12 protein-coding genes are annotated in these 16,486 nt (G+C 47.3%); 4 read left to right on the top strand and 8 right to left on the bottom strand.

The genetic code is table 11. The features are described 5' to 3' along the window. Positions 1-23: 23 nt before the first annotated feature. Positions 24-1,472: a F0F1 ATP synthase subunit beta gene (gene atpD, locus RID09_RS23320; RefSeq protein WP_446338304.1), complete on the bottom strand. Its 1,449-nt coding sequence runs from the start codon at positions 1,470-1,472 to the stop codon at positions 24-26. 321 nt (positions 1,473-1,793) lie between these two features. Beyond that, on the bottom strand, positions 1,794-2,825 hold the full coding sequence (locus tag RID09_RS23325) for a choice-of-anchor L domain-containing protein (RefSeq protein WP_446338305.1): 1,032 nt from the start codon (positions 2,823-2,825) through the stop codon (positions 1,794-1,796). A gap of 186 nt (positions 2,826-3,011) precedes the next feature. On the opposite strand from RID09_RS23325, the gene RID09_RS23330 reads away from it, so the two are divergent. Next, entirely contained in the window at positions 3,012-3,569 is a 558-nt protein-coding gene (locus RID09_RS23330; RefSeq protein ID WP_446338306.1) for a hypothetical protein, read from the top strand. A 111-nt stretch (positions 3,570-3,680) separates the two neighbouring features. Here RID09_RS23330 and RID09_RS23335 read toward each other — a convergent pair whose 3' ends face one another. From RID09_RS23335 to RID09_RS23355, 5 genes are all read right to left on the bottom strand, one after another. Further along, complete coding sequence (locus tag RID09_RS23335; RefSeq protein ID WP_446338307.1) at positions 3,681-4,883, bottom strand: HhoA/HhoB/HtrA family serine endopeptidase; 1,203 nt, start codon at positions 4,881-4,883, stop codon at positions 3,681-3,683. Positions 4,884-5,020: 137 nt separating this feature from the next. Beyond that, positions 5,021-7,273 (bottom strand): CBS domain-containing protein, encoded by a 2,253-nt coding sequence (locus RID09_RS23340; RefSeq protein ID WP_446338308.1) that lies wholly within the window; start codon positions 7,271-7,273, stop codon positions 5,021-5,023. 352 nt (positions 7,274-7,625) lie between these two features. Then, entirely contained in the window at positions 7,626-8,582 is a 957-nt protein-coding gene (locus tag RID09_RS23345) for a fused MFS/spermidine synthase (RefSeq protein WP_446338309.1), read from the bottom strand. Positions 8,583-8,685: 103 nt separating this feature from the next. Continuing rightward, positions 8,686-9,081, bottom strand: a complete 396-nt coding sequence (locus RID09_RS23350) for a hypothetical protein (RefSeq protein WP_446338310.1) — start codon at positions 9,079-9,081, stop codon at positions 8,686-8,688. A gap of 161 nt (positions 9,082-9,242) precedes the next feature. Then, entirely contained in the window at positions 9,243-12,029 is a 2,787-nt protein-coding gene (locus tag RID09_RS23355) for a TIGR02921 family PEP-CTERM protein (protein ID WP_446338311.1), read from the bottom strand. Positions 12,030-12,121: 92 nt separating this feature from the next. Between RID09_RS23355 and RID09_RS23360 the strand changes: the two genes are divergently transcribed. Further along, positions 12,122-13,210 carry an MFS transporter gene (locus RID09_RS23360; protein ID WP_446338312.1) on the top strand — a complete coding sequence of 363 codons (1,089 nt, stop codon included), beginning with the start codon at positions 12,122-12,124 and terminating at the stop codon, positions 13,208-13,210. Here the strand turns inward: RID09_RS23360 and hemW are convergent. Next, a complete protein-coding gene (gene hemW / locus RID09_RS23365; RefSeq protein ID WP_446338313.1) occupies positions 13,194-14,417 on the bottom strand; it encodes a radical SAM family heme chaperone HemW in 1,224 nt (407 codons plus the stop codon). The two genes, RID09_RS23360 and hemW, sit on opposite strands and share 17 nt — an antisense overlap. Positions 14,418-14,950: 533 nt before the next feature. Here hemW and RID09_RS23370 point away from each other — a divergent pair. Next, positions 14,951-16,033 (top strand): PIN domain-containing protein, encoded by a 1,083-nt coding sequence (locus tag RID09_RS23370; RefSeq protein WP_446338314.1) that lies wholly within the window; start codon positions 14,951-14,953, stop codon positions 16,031-16,033. A 184-nt stretch (positions 16,034-16,217) separates the two neighbouring features. Then, positions 16,218-16,439 carry a ferredoxin-thioredoxin reductase variable chain gene (locus RID09_RS23375; protein WP_446338315.1) on the top strand — a complete coding sequence of 74 codons (222 nt, stop codon included), beginning with the start codon at positions 16,218-16,220 and terminating at the stop codon, positions 16,437-16,439. The last annotated feature ends 47 nt before the right edge of the window (positions 16,440-16,486 follow it).

Raw genomic sequence — 16,486 nt, forward strand, 5'->3', positions numbered from 1 at the left:
ATGACTCAAAACGAAAGAAGAGATTAACCTTTCATCTTCTCAGCTTTAGCGATCACTTGATCAATATCACCGACCAGGTAGAATGCCTGTTCGGGCAGGTCATCCAATTCTCCATTCAGAATCATTTGGAATCCCTTAATCGTTTTTTCAAGAGAAACGTACTGACCGGCCAAACCGGTAAATACTTCCGCCACAAAGAAGGGTTGAGATAAGAAGCGCTCAATCTTCCGAGCCCGAGCAACCGTCTGACGGTCATCTTCTGACAATTCATCTAAGCCCAGAATCGCAATAATATCCTGGAGTTCCTTGTAGCGCTGTAGGGTTGACTGCACAGCACGCGCCGTTTTGTAATGTTCTTCACCCACGATATTGGGTTGGAGCATTGTGGAACTTGAATCCAGGGGGTCTACGGCTGGGTAGATTCCCTTTGAGGCTAAAGCACGAGATAATACCGTCGTCGCATCTAGGTGAGCGAAGGTGGTTGCTGGTGCTGGGTCGGTTAAGTCGTCGGCTGGGACATAGACCGCTTGAATCGAGGTAATTGATCCTTCTTTGGTTGAAGTAATCCGCTCTTGCAGTGCCCCCATTTCTGTAGCCAATGTGGGCTGATATCCCACAGCCGAAGGCATCCGACCGAGGAGTGCAGATACTTCTGAACCCGCTTGCACAAACCGGAAGATGTTGTCGATGAACAGTAGCACATCTTGCTTGTTGACATCACGGAAATGTTCCGCCATCGTCAGCGCCGCCAGACCAACACGCATCCGGGCACCGGGGGGTTCGTTCATCTGACCGTAAACCAGCGCCACTTTAGATTGGCTGAGGTCTTCTTCGTTGATAACCTTTGACTCTTTAAATTCGTTGTAAAGGTCATTTCCTTCGCGGGTGCGTTCGCCAACACCACCAAATACGGATACACCCCCGTGAGCTTTGGCAATATTGTTAATCAGTTCTTGAATGATAACGGTCTTACCAACACCCGCACCACCAAACAACCCAACTTTACCTCCGCGACGGTAGGGCGCCAGCAAGTCTACAACCTTAATCCCCGTTTCAAAAATCGACGGTTTGGTTTCCAGTTCGGTGAATTTAGGAGCCGAACGGTGAATTGGCGATCGCTCTTCGGTATTGACCGGACCTAATTCATCGACAGGCTCACCTAACACATTGAAAATTCGTCCCAGGGTAGCACCGCCGACGGGAACACAAATGGCGGCACCCGTGTCTACTGCTTCCATCCCTCGAACTAAGCCGTCCGTACCACTCATGGCAACGGCTCTGACTTTGTTATCACCGAGTAACTGCTGCACTTCACAGGTTACCGCAACATCCTGTCCTGCTGCATTCTTACCTTCAATTTTCAAAGCATTGTAAATCCGGGGCATTTTGCCCCCAGGAAACTCAACATCGACAACAGGTCCGATGATTTGAGTAATAACGCCGGTGTTTGTCTTTTCTGTGGTGGCTACCATGCTTGCGTCTATAAGTGATTGATGTTTCTTTACAAAGAAAGTTGATCGGTCGTGAGCTATTCAATCAAAGCTGGCTCTTGCGAGTTTCCGCCTCAACGTTAGCCACGGGTATAAATTCCGGTTAAGCCAAACGCACTCAGGCATTCGGGGCATTCTCATCACGGTTTTAGCCATGGGCAAGGTAGTTAACCCGGGCTTCCATTGGAATGGAAATTCCCGTGCCGTTCTCTAGAGCTTAAGCGCTTAACAATACCGTTCTCTAGATTACCACTTATAGGCGATCGCAAACCCAGTAGCCATTTAGGGATTAGCTGCTCCCATTCAGTATTCCTGGGATTGAGTTTGCTGTTTGCGTCTAAGCCTTGTCAGAACGCCTACAGTTGCCACTCCCAGCAATCCGAGTACCCCCGATGGTTCTGGCACACTCTCGGGTTCCGGCTCATCCGGGGGAAATAAAGGTCCAGGATCTTCTGAGGGAAATTGGGGTTCATTAGGCGGCTCTTGAGTGGGTTGAGGTTTTATTTGTGGCGGTTTTGTCCCAAGAGACTTGCCTTTTATGAAAACAGCCGAGTCTAATATGCCATCACCCCAATCGGCTGCATTAATCTTGATCGTATTTCTGCTATTTTTTATGAGCTGACCCTCAAAGGTCAAATTTTTGGTAAACCCATCCAGCTTCGTATTGATACTAGACTCTACAGGATTATAAATAAAGTCAGGATGATACGAGATCTCGTCGTTGGGGTTAGGAACTAAGTTGTTTATTGTGACAGCTTTACCATCGCTTAACAGAGCCAAGGACTCCCCATTCAGCAACATTTTAAACGAGTCGTTGAATTGTGTCCCGCCAAACTCGACAAATTCTTCCGAGCCAAACACGTATTTAAAGAATACCTTATCTACTGTGCTATCAGCATCAAAGCTCAATTCTAGTGTAATGGAGTCTCCTTCATATCCAGCAAAATTATTTGTCTCACTCAACGGTCCTTGCGGATCAAAATCTGTGCTTAAGTCCGCCTGAGGATCTTCCAAGTTAGGAACTCTGCCTCCATCTTTCGTATTGAGTCCGGGTAGCTTGTCAACTCTACCCGTACTCAATACGATGCCCTCACCTAGACCAAAGGGATCGTCGCTGAAAAGACCAAAGGCTTGATCATTCACTCTTCCCAGATCATCGTAAACTGTTAAACCAAAGTTACTCAGTCCAGCCGTATCCCCTAGCAAAGCATTAAGTAAATCTTGGGCGTTGCTATTGGGTATGATTGTAAATGCCATTGCTGGCAGTCCCCACAAGCTCAGAAGAGCGGTTGTTGCAATAGTGATCGTTGTTGTCTTGATTGGTAGAAGCCCCATTGTTTTTCCCTCCTTAAAGGAAAATAGTCGCATAGTGTTCTCACGGATTTCAAGCTCTTCGGCTTGTCTTCACAGAAATAACACATTAATGTAAACTTTTGTTAAAGATAGGGTTTAAAATAATTTTCTTGTATTCTCTATTTTACTCTGTAATACAAGTAATTGATTGATTCCCGTTCCCTTCTGATGCAAAAAGCCGTTATCATTTGTCCCGGTATTCACAATCCACAGTTGACACAAGAGTTTTTAGCGGGGTTGCAACGCTATGACTCTGGAAATGCATGGCGTGTTCAGCAATTATTAATATTTAAGAGCCAAGAGTATCCGGCTTATTCAGCTATTCATATTTTGAACTATTTGCAGCGTCATATTAGCCCAGGGAACACCTCCCTTACTTTTATCAGTTTTAGTGCCGGAGTGGTGGGGGCGATTGGTGCAGCATGGGGGTGGCAGATGCTCGGGGGAACCGTGAAAGCTTTGGTGGCGTTGGATGGGTGGGGTGTGCCACTCTATGGAACCTTTCCCATTTATCGGCTGAGTCACGATTATTTTACCCACTGGAGTTCCGCCTTATTGGGGAGTGGCGGGAGTCGTTTCTATGCTGACCCCGCCGTAGAGCATCTAAAGTTATGGGAAAAGCCGGATAATTGTCCAGGGTGGAGGGTGCAGCGAGTTAGAAATGGGGGAGAATGGCGACGTTATATGACGGCGGCTGAGTTTGTGGTGCAACTCGTGCAGGATTAGCCGTTTTCGTATTGATAATCGGTACAATTATAGCCAATCAACGCCAGAGCCGATTGGTAATGGAATGGCTGACGCTGCCTTAAACGTCTCCAATAAGAATGAAGTAATTTTCTATTGTAACTCATTCACCGGAAACGATCCAGGTTTAACGAGAATCATTTTCGTTTTCCCCTGACGATTCACTTCAATATCGAGATTCGCCCCCACCTCACTCGCTTCTACTTCCTCTTGTACATCCGAAGCCGTTTTAATCGGTTTTCCACCAACTTTTTGAATAATATCGCCCGGTTCAAGACCCGCTTGTTGAGCTGGGGAATTGGGAACGACGCGGACGATTAAGACGCCTTGATCTTGAGTCACCTTTAAACCAGCATCTTGATCCTGATTAATTTCTTTGCGTAACTCGGGGGTTAATGTTACCATCTGAATTCCCAGATAAGGATGGTCAACCCGACCTTTTTCAAAAAGCTGTTCAGCAATGCGTTGAGCGGTTTCAATGGGAATGGCAAAGCCCAATCCTTGAGCATTGGCGCGAATGGCAGTATTAATGCCAATAACTTCACCACTGGCATTTAATAGCGGTCCTCCAGAATTCCCTGGATTAATTGCGGCATCAGTTTGGATAAAGCTTACTCGTTTTTCGGGAACACCAACCTGAGAACTCGATCGCCCCAAAGCGCTAATAATGCCTACGGTTACGGTATTATCTAAACCCAGAGGATTACCGATCGCAATTGCCCACTCGCCAGGAATCAACTGTTCGGCTTTACCCAAGCGGACGGTTGGCAAATTCTCTGCCTCAATTTTAATAATCGCCACATCGGTTACCGGGTCTGCACCCAACACCCGACCCTCTAACGTCCGCCCATCCTTAAGCGTAACCTTGACGATATCCGCCCCGTCGATAACATGAGCATTGGTAATAATTCGCCCATCCGACTCCAGAATAAAACCCGATCCCGTTCCCCGTTCTACGCGAGGTTCAGGAACAGGCATCTCATTGCCAAAAAAGCGGCGGAAGAAGGGATTTCTAAAGGCTTCGGGAACGTCTTGGCTGACCTGACGCGCCGCATCAATTCTCACCACCGCAGGTCCTACTTGCTCGACGGCTTGGGCAATAAAATTGAGATTGGCAGGAGCCGAACGATTGGTGCGTCGAGTTGGGGATAAGGGTTCCAATACCGCAGGCATCGCTTCTGGAGGATTGAGTCCTTGAGGCTGAGCCATAAGGTAGCGACTGCCCAAAACCCCTGCTCCACCGCCTAAGCCTAGCAAGGTCAGATAAACGGTTAGCTGCTTTAAAGATAAACTCATGGTCTTGAAAACTATGGGATAGTTTTTGCCGGGGTTGACAAGCGCGATCGCAACTCGCCAATTGCGCTCTTGTTGCTGCCTTTAATTGTACAACCTTCCTTTTAAGAGTGCCTCTGCTTCCCCTGCTTCCTAATCTTCTACTCTGGAGAGAGCATCGATGAATGATGATGCTGTCGCAGCGGAATTTCAATCACAAACTCACTGCCTTGCCCCGGTTCAGAATTACACTGAAGATATCCCCCATGTTTTTCCACGACAATCTGATAGCTAATCGATAACCCCAAACCCGTGCCTTTTCCTACAGGTTTAGTGGTGAAAAACGGATCGAATAGACGTTGACGCACAATCTCAGTCATCCCAGCTCCATTATCCGCAATCCGAACCACCACCCATTTATTCACCAACAATGATTTTGCCTGGGATTTAGGACGCTTCACGTCTTTAATGGCGGTCTGAATCACAATCGTGGGATAAGGACTAGAGGATTGTCCATCAGACAACTGGGCTTGAGCATTTAAGCGTCTCAACTCTTCGAGGGCATCAATGGCATTACTCAGCAGATTCATAAAGACTTGGTTGAGTTGCCCCGGATAACATTCCACCAAGGGTAAATCCCCGTATTCCTTCACCAATTGCACTTCAACCAGACCGGGCGTCGCTTTGAGCTGATTTTGTAGAATCAACAACGTATTATCCAGTCCCTCGTGCAAATCCACCGATTTCATCTCGGCTTGATCCAAGCGGGAGAAATTCCGCAACGACAGCACCAAGTTGCGAATGCGATCGGCACCTAGTTTCATGGAGTTTATTAGTTTAGGCAGGTCAGTTTTGACAAACTCCAAGTCAATGTCTTGGGTGGTTTCTTGAATTTCGGGTACAGGCTGGGGATAGTGCTGCTCATAGAGTTCCAGCAGCCCCATCACATCCTGAACGTACTGAGAAGCGTAAGCGATATTGCCGTAAATAAAATTAATCGGATTATTAATTTCGTGAGCCACACCAGCAACCAGTTGTCCCAAAGACGACATTTTTTCAGTCTGAATCAACTGACTTTGATAAGAATGCAGTTGCTGGATCATCCGCTTGAGTTCGCGGGTTTGTTTTTTTAATTGAGCTTCACTTTGCCGCAGAGCTGTTTCTACCCGCTGGCGTTCGAGAATATCCTGCTGAAGCTGGACATTAGCTTGAGTGAGCTGTGCTGTGCGCTGTTCAACTTGAATTTTCAATTGATCATGGGACTTTTGCAGGGCTAAGTCCGCTCGCTGGCGCTCCCCAATTTCATGGCGCAGTCGTTCATTCGTCTGGGCTAATTCAGAGGTTCTTTCCTCCACCGCCTGTTGCAGTAGTTCGATTACTCCATACATTTCCACCGGGTTAAGTACTTGCAGCAGGCTGGTTTGGGAAACGATTCCCACTAATTCTCCCTGATTTGAGCGCACCACCAACCGTCGCACCCGATGCTGCTGCATTTTTTCGTGGGCTAGCCACAAGGAATCCGAGGGACACAGACAAAATAGCGGCGTACTCATCACCTCTTGAGCCTTCAGGCGCGATAAATCCAGTTCTAGTGCCTGAAACTGGACAATATCGCGTTCAGTGACAATTCCCACAGGAATTAGGGACTGAGAATGAAGCATTGGGCATGGACAAACTTGAGTCAAAGGAACAGAACGTCCGGTTTGGCTGAGGGCGGCTTGTTCCTGATACTGAATTTCTGGAACTCTGAGTTGAGTAATCACCACGCAACTAACCTGATGCTCTGTCATTAGCTGTGCTAACTGTAGCACCGATGTGGTCACGGGTACATGAATCACCGCTGTGGTCATGACATCTTGTACACAGCGTAATCGCGTCAGTAGATTCACCGGTTGCAGCGCTTTGCGAATACTCTCATGAGTCACAATTCCCATAGGTTGCCCTTGCTCATTGACAATCGGCAGGTGACGAATCCGATGCTGGCGTAAGAGTCCCAATGCGGTAAAGATATCGTGAGACGGTGACGGTTGCAGCGTAATCGCGGGTTGAGTCATGGTTTGGGCAATATTGACTCGGCTTAAGGGAAGACCCGCAGCCGCTAACTTAACGATATCGCGCTCGGTGAATATTCCCACCAGTCGCCCTCCCTCCATCACCAATACACAACCCGCCGCCGTATCAGCGATACCAAAAGCTGTATCTTCTTCCTGAGATAAACATGAAATTTTTGGGAGATTTCCTAGGCTTTGATTAATGTCAGTCGCTAACGCCTGGGTGGGTAACCGGCAACTGCGAAATCGACTCATGAGCGCCAAGACATCCCCCAGAGGGGTATCTGGTGCGACGGTCAAAAAATGAGCATCAATTGCTGGTTCTAGCGCTAAGGAATGAAAAGGCAGACCACTCGGCTGCATGAGCAATGTCTCTGGGGTGATGATTGGCGTAGTTGGATAGAGTTACGGCGATGGGAAGTGAACACTAACGATTAGACAGAGCTTGACAATTTGGCTTGGTTATGGTATATGCTGTTTTATAGCTATGGCAGCTATTCGCCTGCCAAGGAGGAGCTTACATTGGGAACTATAGAAATATGAGAGTTGCACCCTAGAAATCTGTAGAACTTCAATCACTCGGTTTTACAGGCAATTTTACGCTGTGGCTTGACCTGTTGCTGCCTATTTTTTTTAAGGTTGTAATAAATCATTACATTCACACTAACCTCTCCCTGGTATAAATACCAGGGATTTTCAACAGATACTGGATCAATCAAGATTGAGACGATTTACCCAATGTTCCCTTGCCAAAGAATTTCGGTGGTTCATTTAAGGTGTATACCTGAGTGGCAGAAGCGATCGCCTGACGGATATAGGCAGGGGTTTGTAACACTCCTAATAACCCTACGCCGTCGATTAGGCGCAAGCCCCCGGTTGTGTTTTCTTGCAGGCGTTGGTCAACAGTGGCAGGTAGGGGTTGAGTATCAATGGCTTGGAGAGAGGCGATCACAAATCCCCACGGCTCACCGTAGGTGGGGGTGTAGCAACAATAGGAATGTACATTGGGAAAAACGGTGTTTAGGGTGTGAACTAGGCGACCATGGGCTTTGACGGAGACAGGTCCAACGGGTCCGGCTTGTAGGACTAAAAACCCATCAGGTGTTAAAACTCGCTGGACTTTCTCAAAAAACTCTTTGGTAAAAAGTTTATAGGATGGTCCTTCTTCAATCGGATCAGACAGATCGGATATGATAATATCCCACTGTTGCTCCAGGTTGTCTAACACCTCTAGAGCATCACCAATCACCAATTGAGTCCGAGGATCATCAAAGGCATTTTGGTGCATTTCCGGCAGGTGTTGTCGGCAAGCATCCACAACCTCACCATCAATATCCACCATCATCACCCGCTCAACTGTTTTCCAGCGCAGGATTTCGCGCACCGTTGCTCCTTCACCCCCTCCCAAGACGAGAACATGGCGTGGATTAGGGTGATTGATCATCACAGGCTGAACCAAGGCTTCATGGTAAATAAACTCATCGCCCGTACAGGACTGCCATTTGCCATCTAAAACTAAGCCTTTGCCATAAGCTCCTGTTTCAACAATATACATCTCCTGATAGGCGGTTTTCTTGTAAGCCAAAACCTTGGTAATCCCATGAACATACATATCCCAAGGTGTGATATACTCGCTTATCCACAAATCAGCACCAACATGACTGCCAGCCATATAGCCCCCTCCTTCCTAGGTTATACCGATCGTCATTATTGCAGAAATAGCCAACAGACAACAGGTAACGGGAACATCCCAGTTTGACATCGTAGCCGATGATCTAAGCTGAATCGAACAAGGTGAGAATTTGGTTAAATAGAGGTTCATGAGCGCGAGTTTGTAAAATGGCGCGAGCTAATTCAATAAACTTATGATCTCGTTGGTTGTTATACTCAATCAATTTACTGGCTGGATGAAACGTCAGATCATCAGCTTCTAATTCGTTAGTACTTCCCGTTTGTAAACCCGAAAACCTCGGTCTCCAGGATATGGATTTACCCCGCAAGGTAAATTGAAACCACTCAATTTGGTCGTGGCGAAGTTCAACCACTACGTCGAAATAAGGCTCGCCTCCTTGATACCAAACTTTGGTAATTCCCTCTTTCGCTGGGCTTAATATCCCTGGATCGATCTGTCTGAGGGAAGCCCCTAATCGTTTAATTTCATCTTGATCCATCTGCGTCACGAATTTGGGTCTCAGCTCCCTGGTATATCCCCATAAAGGTAAGCTGATCGCTAAAACTATATACTGGATACGCCCATATCGCCAATGACTCCGGATTTCTAGGTGGAGAGAGGAAATTTGCCGCCACCTATCAAGTGATTGATGTTGAACCTTTACGATGCCCTCTGATTCAATCCTTGCTGGCGTTTGAGGAATAGGATCAGCGCGATCGCTAACAGACCCATGACCATGCCAGGTTCGGACACGCTGACGGAATTAGGATTGTTTGGCTGAGGGAGCTGTTCTTTTCCGTCTTCCACCTTCCGATCAAAACGATCATTTTCGGCTTCGGCTTTCTTCAGTGCCTCTCGCTGCTCATCATTGACAAGGACAATCATTGATGAGTAGGGCGTCACCAATTTATAGGTTTTGGCGATCGCATGAATGGCATCCAGTTGAGCCAGATTATTTCCCTGTATCTGTTGACTCAATCCTTTGACGAGTTGTCTGGCGGCTAATGGCTCAAAACCTTTGTTAGCCGTGGTTTCACTGGGAGTTTTTACCATCGACCAAGCATAGCCATCCACAACACTCACCACCGATGGGGCTAATGCTGCCTTTGTTGCCAGTCGCTGCAAGACCTCTGGGAGTTCTGTAGACACACCACCCCCACTATCTTGAATGGCTTTTAACGTCCCATCATCATAAGCGGGTGGCAATGCCCCCAGATGCACCATCCATAACGGTGCAGGCATGTCTAGCCCATCTTTACTATCCTCGGATAATTCATAACTCCCCTCATCCGTTACCAGTAAAATACCATCATAAGGCGTATCACCTTGTAATTGGAGAAACTGTTGCAGCATCTCCCGATATTGGATTGTGCCATAGAACGTGATCTTTGCCGGATTAAACGTCTGGATATTGTCGATACGCTGAGGTTGTTTCCCCGCAGCAGCCGTAACGTACAAATCGGCATCATTGTTGGCAAAGGTGTTATCCGCGAAGCCCTGTTGGTTTAACCAATTGAAGGTTTTTATCAGTGATTTAACCTGGGCTGACATACTGCGCGAACTATCCACCACGACAGCAAACCGCTTGCCTTGGGGTAAGGCGTAATCCTCTTGAGCGAGTGGCTTTGCTGTAATCTGGAAACCCTCTGGGAAATTCACTTGATGGACTTTTGGCTGCTGCTGATCGGTGGCTCTTAAAAATGGAGGAAGCCACTCATCTTCAGATGTTGCGATCGCGTCTCCATTTCCCAAGCGTTGGGTGTCCTTTGTCCAGAAGATATTCCGTTTTTCTGCTAATCGAGGCAGCGCCCATCCCTGTGCTTGTCGCATCACGTTATAAGTTAACCATAGATGCATTTGCGTGGGTCGTTCGGTTGAATTTCTTTGTTCCCGAAATGATAATTTGGGCGGAACTGGGAAGGCTCTGAGGCGATAAAGGCGGGGTCCAACCTGTTCGAGTAACGCTGGATCAACGGGTCGCGATCGTCTCACCTGAGAATTGTAAACCTTTTGCGCCGCCCCCCGTGGTGAAACTTTAAATGGGAAACTTTGCGATCGCTTATCGGTGTCCCCAAGCCACAAGCCTGTAATTGTGGCGCTTTCGGGTAAAGAAAAGTAGTAGAGTATTTCCTCTACATCATTGGTTTGGTTTTCATACACCTCGTAGAGTTCCACATCCGCCCAATCCCCGTGTTCGGTAACGCTGACTTGTTGCGATCGCAGCCATACCTTTTTCTGGTTAATATTCAAGACACCTGCCTTTGCCTCGTCTACAATTGCCGTGGATTGCAAGGCGCGTTGTACTGCCTTGCGCTCAGCTTTTTGGATGGGAGTGTCAAAGAATTCGGCGTAGAGTTTTTCGGCTTTTTCGATATCTGAACGAGAACCGTTGTACAAAAACGGCGACATCAGTTGGTTATAACTCACTTGTAAAAACAGGCAAAGCGACTCTGGTAAACCAAAGACGCTACGATACATCGTCTGGATATGGTTATTCTCTTCTATTGGACTGAGATAGCGATAGGATGACAAATAGGCGTTCAGTAGTCCGGTGCGAATCACCTCTGATTGGTCTAGGAGTGCTGTCCTAGCGCTATCGGTTTGGGCGGGTTGAGCCAGTAACTTAAAGGCTTTTACTTGGGGCTGTGTCGTGAATGAGATAAACAGAATCATCCAGACACTGATTACCGCAACAGTACCCTGAACCCTGCGTTTTTTGCCATACTGGGAGGCAAACTTGTTTAAGATACGATGCCCGGATTGAACATATAAGGCGGCTAATGCCGAGGGCATCCCTAGGAATAGGGTAAAGCTAAACCCATAGAGTAGAAGCCCAAGTACTCCCCAAAAGGCGAAAGACAGGTCATCCTGCAAAATCCACCAAAGTTCGTCTATCCAGTCAAAGGTAAAAAACTGACGTACTAAAACCGCCGCCGCAGGTACGGCATAGAATAGCAGCAACAATCCGGTGAATACACCAACCAACAGCATCAAGCTGTGAGCGAACAGTTGTAGCCATGCTAATTTTTGATTCCGTTGAGCATAGCCATACAGCACCTCCAGCAAAAATGCCACCATGCACGCCACTGCTGTTCCTACAATCAAGGTGCTAGCGGGGGTGAGTTCTCGCAGGAGGAATAGGCGAACTAGGCACAGGGCAAATAGGGGAGCTTCTACGCCATAGAATAGACGCATTAGCTCTAAAGGTTGTCGGCGCAAACGCCACCATCCAATCAAGGTACAGACGGTGGGTACGGCAATTAGACCGACCAAGGGGAGGAGGAATTCAGTTTCAATCTCACCAGAAAATATGGCGACGACCAAATCAACCCCAATCTGGGGCAATATCCCAAAGTATACGACCAGCAAAAAGGTAAGATTCCAGAGCCAAAAGATAGCATGGCTGCTTGTGTGGAGTAATGTTTTCAGTGTTGTGTTTTTTTTCATAAAACCCAATGATATAAGTTAGGATTTTTCCGGAAGACGGGGGATTGTTGTTTAACCTTCAAATATATCTGCCATTTTATGCCGAGAAATTCATGACCGTTCAAAAATTAGCATCCCTGCGACTAACTACTGCCGGATTTATGGGACTATTTTTACATGGCATTATTGTGGCAGCACCAGGGGCGTTTCTGCCCCAATGGACGGCAGCATTTGGCGAAACCGTGAATGTTGGACTTTTTTACACGGCGTTTTTGCCTAGTAGTTTAGCTGGACTGGTATTAGCATCGCGGCGAGTCGAACGTCATCCTTGGTTTGCTCTGGCATTTGTTACGGTTATGGTAGCATTCGCCCTTATCTCCCTATCCCCTACATTTACCTGGATTGGACTAGCCGCACTCCTGATCGGATTTGGAGACGGAATTCTCAATCTCCAATGCAACAGCTTAGTTGGCGAACTTCATCCCCAACGGCGAATTGTGCTGCTCAACTGGGCAAATGCTACCTTTGGAGTTGGAGCATTAAGTGCGCCTCTGATGGGAACATTTCTCCCTTGGCGATTGGCGTTTGGACTCGTGGCAATTTTGGCGCTGGGTTCCGTTGCTTTAGCCTGGAGAGCGCCCCATGTTTTAAACTATCAACCTAAGCGCGATCGCATGCCTTGGAAACAGGCTACCCCCTTTCTGGTGGTGATTTTCCTCTATGTCGGGTTAGAGAGTGCGATCGGTACCTGGAGTGGCGCTTACTTGAGAAGCTTGGGTGAGAGTGTTGTTTGGAGTGGCACCCTGCTTTCTCTCTATTGGGGAGGATTGACAGTGGGGCGTTTAACGTTGAGCATTTGGGTCAATCCCCAACCGATTCGACGATTGCAATGGTTGCTGCTGGCTGGATTAGCCGTGGTGAGCTTGACGAGTGTTTTTCCCTTTGGTATCTTGTTTGCTGTGGCTGCCTTCCTCTACGGTCCCACCTTTGCCACCGTATTTGCTTTAGTGCAACACAAGTGTGGTCATGTGGCAATAGGCTATCTATTTTACGCTGCCTACCTGGGCAAAACCTCTGTTCCGGCACTCTTAGGTCAAATCGGTAACCCAGCCTATTTCCCTTACGGGTTTATTGCGCTGGCACTACTTCTGTATGGGATGAGCCGAAAAATTTCTGTACCCTCACTCACATACAGCGACTAAACAAATCAGCCAGAATCTGATTAGAAAACAAAAACCCGTCTGGATCACTTAATCTCAGCCGCCCAGTCATCGGTAGTTTCTGGGCATTGTGCCAATCCCAGGCTTTTCCATCTCGTTCTACAACTTCTACCCAACCTTGCTGGTAGTAGGGCTGCAAAGTTGTCCCAATCTGTTCGAGAGTCTTCTCGCCAAACTGCCGCACCAGTGTAGATAGACTCACACCTTCTGCCAAGCGTAGTCCTAGCATTAGAGTTTCTAACAAAATATCCACGTCCGAGAGTTCTGGACTTTCCCAGATCCCATTCGCTTCAATGAACTGTTGCACCCAAGTATAATACTCTCGCCGAGTGCGGGGGCGAGTAAACCGCCGCCCCTGGACATAACTCGCCGCCCCCATACCAAACCCATAAAAAGGATGGTTTTCCCAATACACCCGATTATGTCGGCATTGGTGAGTGGGTAAAGCATAGTTGGATATCTCATAATGTTCATACCCGGCATCAGTGAGGAGCGTCTGGGCAAGGCGGTACATTTGAGCGGTTGTCTCGTCAGTCGGTAAGGGAGAAATGCCGGGGCTGTACTGTCGTCCAAAGGCGGTGACGGGTTCTATAGTCAGGTCATAGCATGAGATATGGGTAGGGGTAAGCTGAATGGCGGATCTCAAGGATTCCTGCCACTGTTCTAAGGTTTGAGTGGGCAATCCAGAAATCAAATCTAAACTCCAGTCGGGAACCTCTACTTGGCGGAGCAACTCGACAGCGGTAAAGATATGATTAAGCTGGTGCGATCGCCCACAAATGCCCAATAGTTCATCTTGAAAGGCTTGAACTCCTAAGCTAACTCGATTCACGCCAGCATCCCGGTATCCTTTGATCTGGGACAGGTCGAATGTGCCTGGGTCCATTTCCAAGGAAATCTCCGCATCGGTAGCTATGCCAAACTGCTGTGCTAAGGTATCCAGAATGCGGCTTAACTGTTGAGTCGATAACAGAGAGGGGGTGCCACCGCCAAAGAAAATGGTTGATAGAGAACAAGTCGAGGCTGGTGTTGTTTGGATTTCCTGAGTCAATACCTCAACATATTCCTCAATCGTGCCGGACGTGCTACCCGTGGCTTTATCGCCGACTACGGATACAGGAAAGTCACAGTAGTAGCAGCGACGGCGGCAGAAGGGAATGTGGATGTAGGCAGAACGAGGAATTCCCATCTCTATGACTTTCTCAGATTTGTTTAAAAAATTTAACACATTTTTCCGGAATTCGGGGAGCAATTCTTAAAGTTTGATTAACAAGTCAGTAGGTCAATGGAAATCAACCCAACTCTATCACGTTCTGTAAATACACCTTAAACCCTGACATAAGACGTAGCCTGCTTCTTGATGAGCGAGTATGACAAATGAATTGTTATTTCAAGATAGTTTTAGAACAAGTCTTGAGCCATCAACTAAAGCAGGGCTAAGTAGGTGGGTAGAAATAAACTCAACTTTATTACGTTATGTAAATTTGTCTCAAATTTTTGCCAATGAAAAATGACGCTCCTGACCGTTCACCTTGATTTTGCCGCCTGCCGAGAACAGTATTCTCTTATACGAATATACGAAAAACTGAAGATTTGAGCTAAGCCGATAGGCATAGGAAAACAAAATGAAGTGAAAGATATAATAAATGAGATTAACCTCTATGATTATAAATCTCGAATAGTATTGGAAGATTTGTCAGATAAACCACTTGGATTGGAACCATGCTTGATTTTGTCATTATTCTTTTATTCATCCTAGGAGGAGCCGGTGTAGGGTTCGACACCGTTGAATTGCTGCCGCCCTCCGTGCAGGAACAGATCACGAATCTGGAAGCGCTGCGCTGGATTTTAGCCAGTTTTACCGCCATTATCGGTTTTGCGGTTGGGTTAACCGTGCAGGTGACCTATCGTCGTTTGGAAAAGCAGGTGCGCCAACTGCCAATTGAGGTAATTTTAACCCGGGCAGTCGGTTTGGTGTTGGGGCTGCTGTTAGCGAATTTAATGCTAGCACCGATTTTCTTACTGCCTTTTCCCTCTGAGTTTGCCTTTATCAAGCCCCTAGCGGCAATTTTGGGCAGTGTGATGTTTGCCTTTCTGGGAATCAGTTTGGCAGATACCCACGGTCGGACTTTTTTGCGACTTATTAATCCGAACAGCTTGGACACGATATTGGTGGCAGAAGGGACGCTCAAAGCGGCAGCGAGTAAGGTACTGGACACAAGCTGTATTATTGATGGTCGCATTGAGGAACTGTTGAATACAGGGTTTGTCGAGGGTCAAATCCTGATCCCCCAGTTTGTGTTGCAGGAGTTGCAGCAGCTCGCTGATGCAGCGAATGATCAAAAGCGGATTCGGGGACGACGTGGGTTGGATATTCTCAAGGCAATGCAAACGGCTTATCCGGAACGCCTGATTATTCACCCGGCTGATTATTATGAGGATATTCAGACGGTGGATGCCAAATTGGTGCGGTTTACTCAGGACATTAATGGCACGCTTTTGACCAATGATTACAATTTGAGTAAAGTGGCTAATTTGCAAAAAGTCCCTGTACTCAATGTCAATGACTTGGCTCACGCTATGCGTCCGATTTATCTACCGGGTGATAGTCTGGAACTGAAAATCCTCAAGGAGGGGAAAGAACCCTCTCAAGGCGTGGGTTACCTAGATGATGGCACGATGGTGGTTGTAGAAGAAGGACGTAACTACCTCGGCGCTGAAATGCGGGTTGTGGTGACCTCTGCTTTACAGACTTCTGCCGGACGGATGATTTTTGCTCGTCCTCAAGCTTCTGTGGCGGCGTGAAGCCATAAATCGGCTGCGGTTGAGGTGGCTTATACTTCTGGAAACGGTGCTGGAAAATCAGCATCGTTTTTGATCAGTTGTCTAACTAATCTCTAGGAAGGAACACTGCTGTGTAAGAATGGTTTAGGATTGTCAGAGAAATTTCTGGCAAGATGTAGGCTGTTTAAGAGAAAACGAGCTTTTTATGAAAGTTGGCGATCGCGTTCGAGTTAAGACATCTGTTATTGTTTACCACAATCCTGCCCACCGCAATGAGCCGTTTGATATCAAGGGTACGGAAGGCGAAGTCATTGCTATCGTTACGGAATGGCAAGGGCGACCTGTGAGCGCTAACTTACCGATTCAGGTCAAATTTGATAAAAAGTTTCGCGGTCACTTCCGGGAAGATGAGTTAGAAGTGGTATGAATGTTCAGTTCTTCTCAACAAAATCAGTCAGTTGCTCGGTGAAAATA

This window comes from Coleofasciculus sp. G1-WW12-02 (genome assembly GCF_040219735.1).
Classification (GTDB): Bacteria; Cyanobacteriota; Cyanobacteriia; order Cyanobacteriales; family Coleofasciculaceae; genus Coleofasciculus.

Bases quoted from the DNA above. Each gene is read 5' to 3' on its own strand.
- RID09_RS23355 (WP_446338311.1), bottom strand. From the start codon at position 12,029: ATGAAAAAAAACACAACACTGAAAACATTACTCCACACAAGCAGCCAT.
- atpD (WP_446338304.1), bottom strand. From the start codon at position 1,472: ATGGTAGCCACCACAGAAAAGACAAACACCGGCGTTATTACTCAAATC.
- RID09_RS23375 (WP_446338315.1), top strand. From the start codon at position 16,218: ATGAAAGTTGGCGATCGCGTTCGAGTTAAGACATCTGTTATTGTTTAC.
- RID09_RS23325 (WP_446338305.1), bottom strand. From the start codon at position 2,825: ATGGGGCTTCTACCAATCAAGACAACAACGATCACTATTGCAACAACC.
- RID09_RS23330 (WP_446338306.1), top strand. From the start codon at position 3,012: ATGCAAAAAGCCGTTATCATTTGTCCCGGTATTCACAATCCACAGTTG.
- RID09_RS23345 (WP_446338309.1), bottom strand. From the start codon at position 8,582: ATGGCTGGCAGTCATGTTGGTGCTGATTTGTGGATAAGCGAGTATATC.
- hemW (WP_446338313.1), bottom strand. From the start codon at position 14,417: ATGGGAATTCCTCGTTCTGCCTACATCCACATTCCCTTCTGCCGCCGT.
- RID09_RS23340 (WP_446338308.1), bottom strand. From the start codon at position 7,273: ATGCAGCCGAGTGGTCTGCCTTTTCATTCCTTAGCGCTAGAACCAGCA.
- RID09_RS23360 (WP_446338312.1), top strand. From the start codon at position 12,122: ATGACCGTTCAAAAATTAGCATCCCTGCGACTAACTACTGCCGGATTT.
- RID09_RS23335 (WP_446338307.1), bottom strand. From the start codon at position 4,883: ATGAGTTTATCTTTAAAGCAGCTAACCGTTTATCTGACCTTGCTAGGC.
- RID09_RS23370 (WP_446338314.1), top strand. From the start codon at position 14,951: ATGCTTGATTTTGTCATTATTCTTTTATTCATCCTAGGAGGAGCCGGT.
- RID09_RS23350 (WP_446338310.1), bottom strand. From the start codon at position 9,081: ATGGATCAAGATGAAATTAAACGATTAGGGGCTTCCCTCAGACAGATC.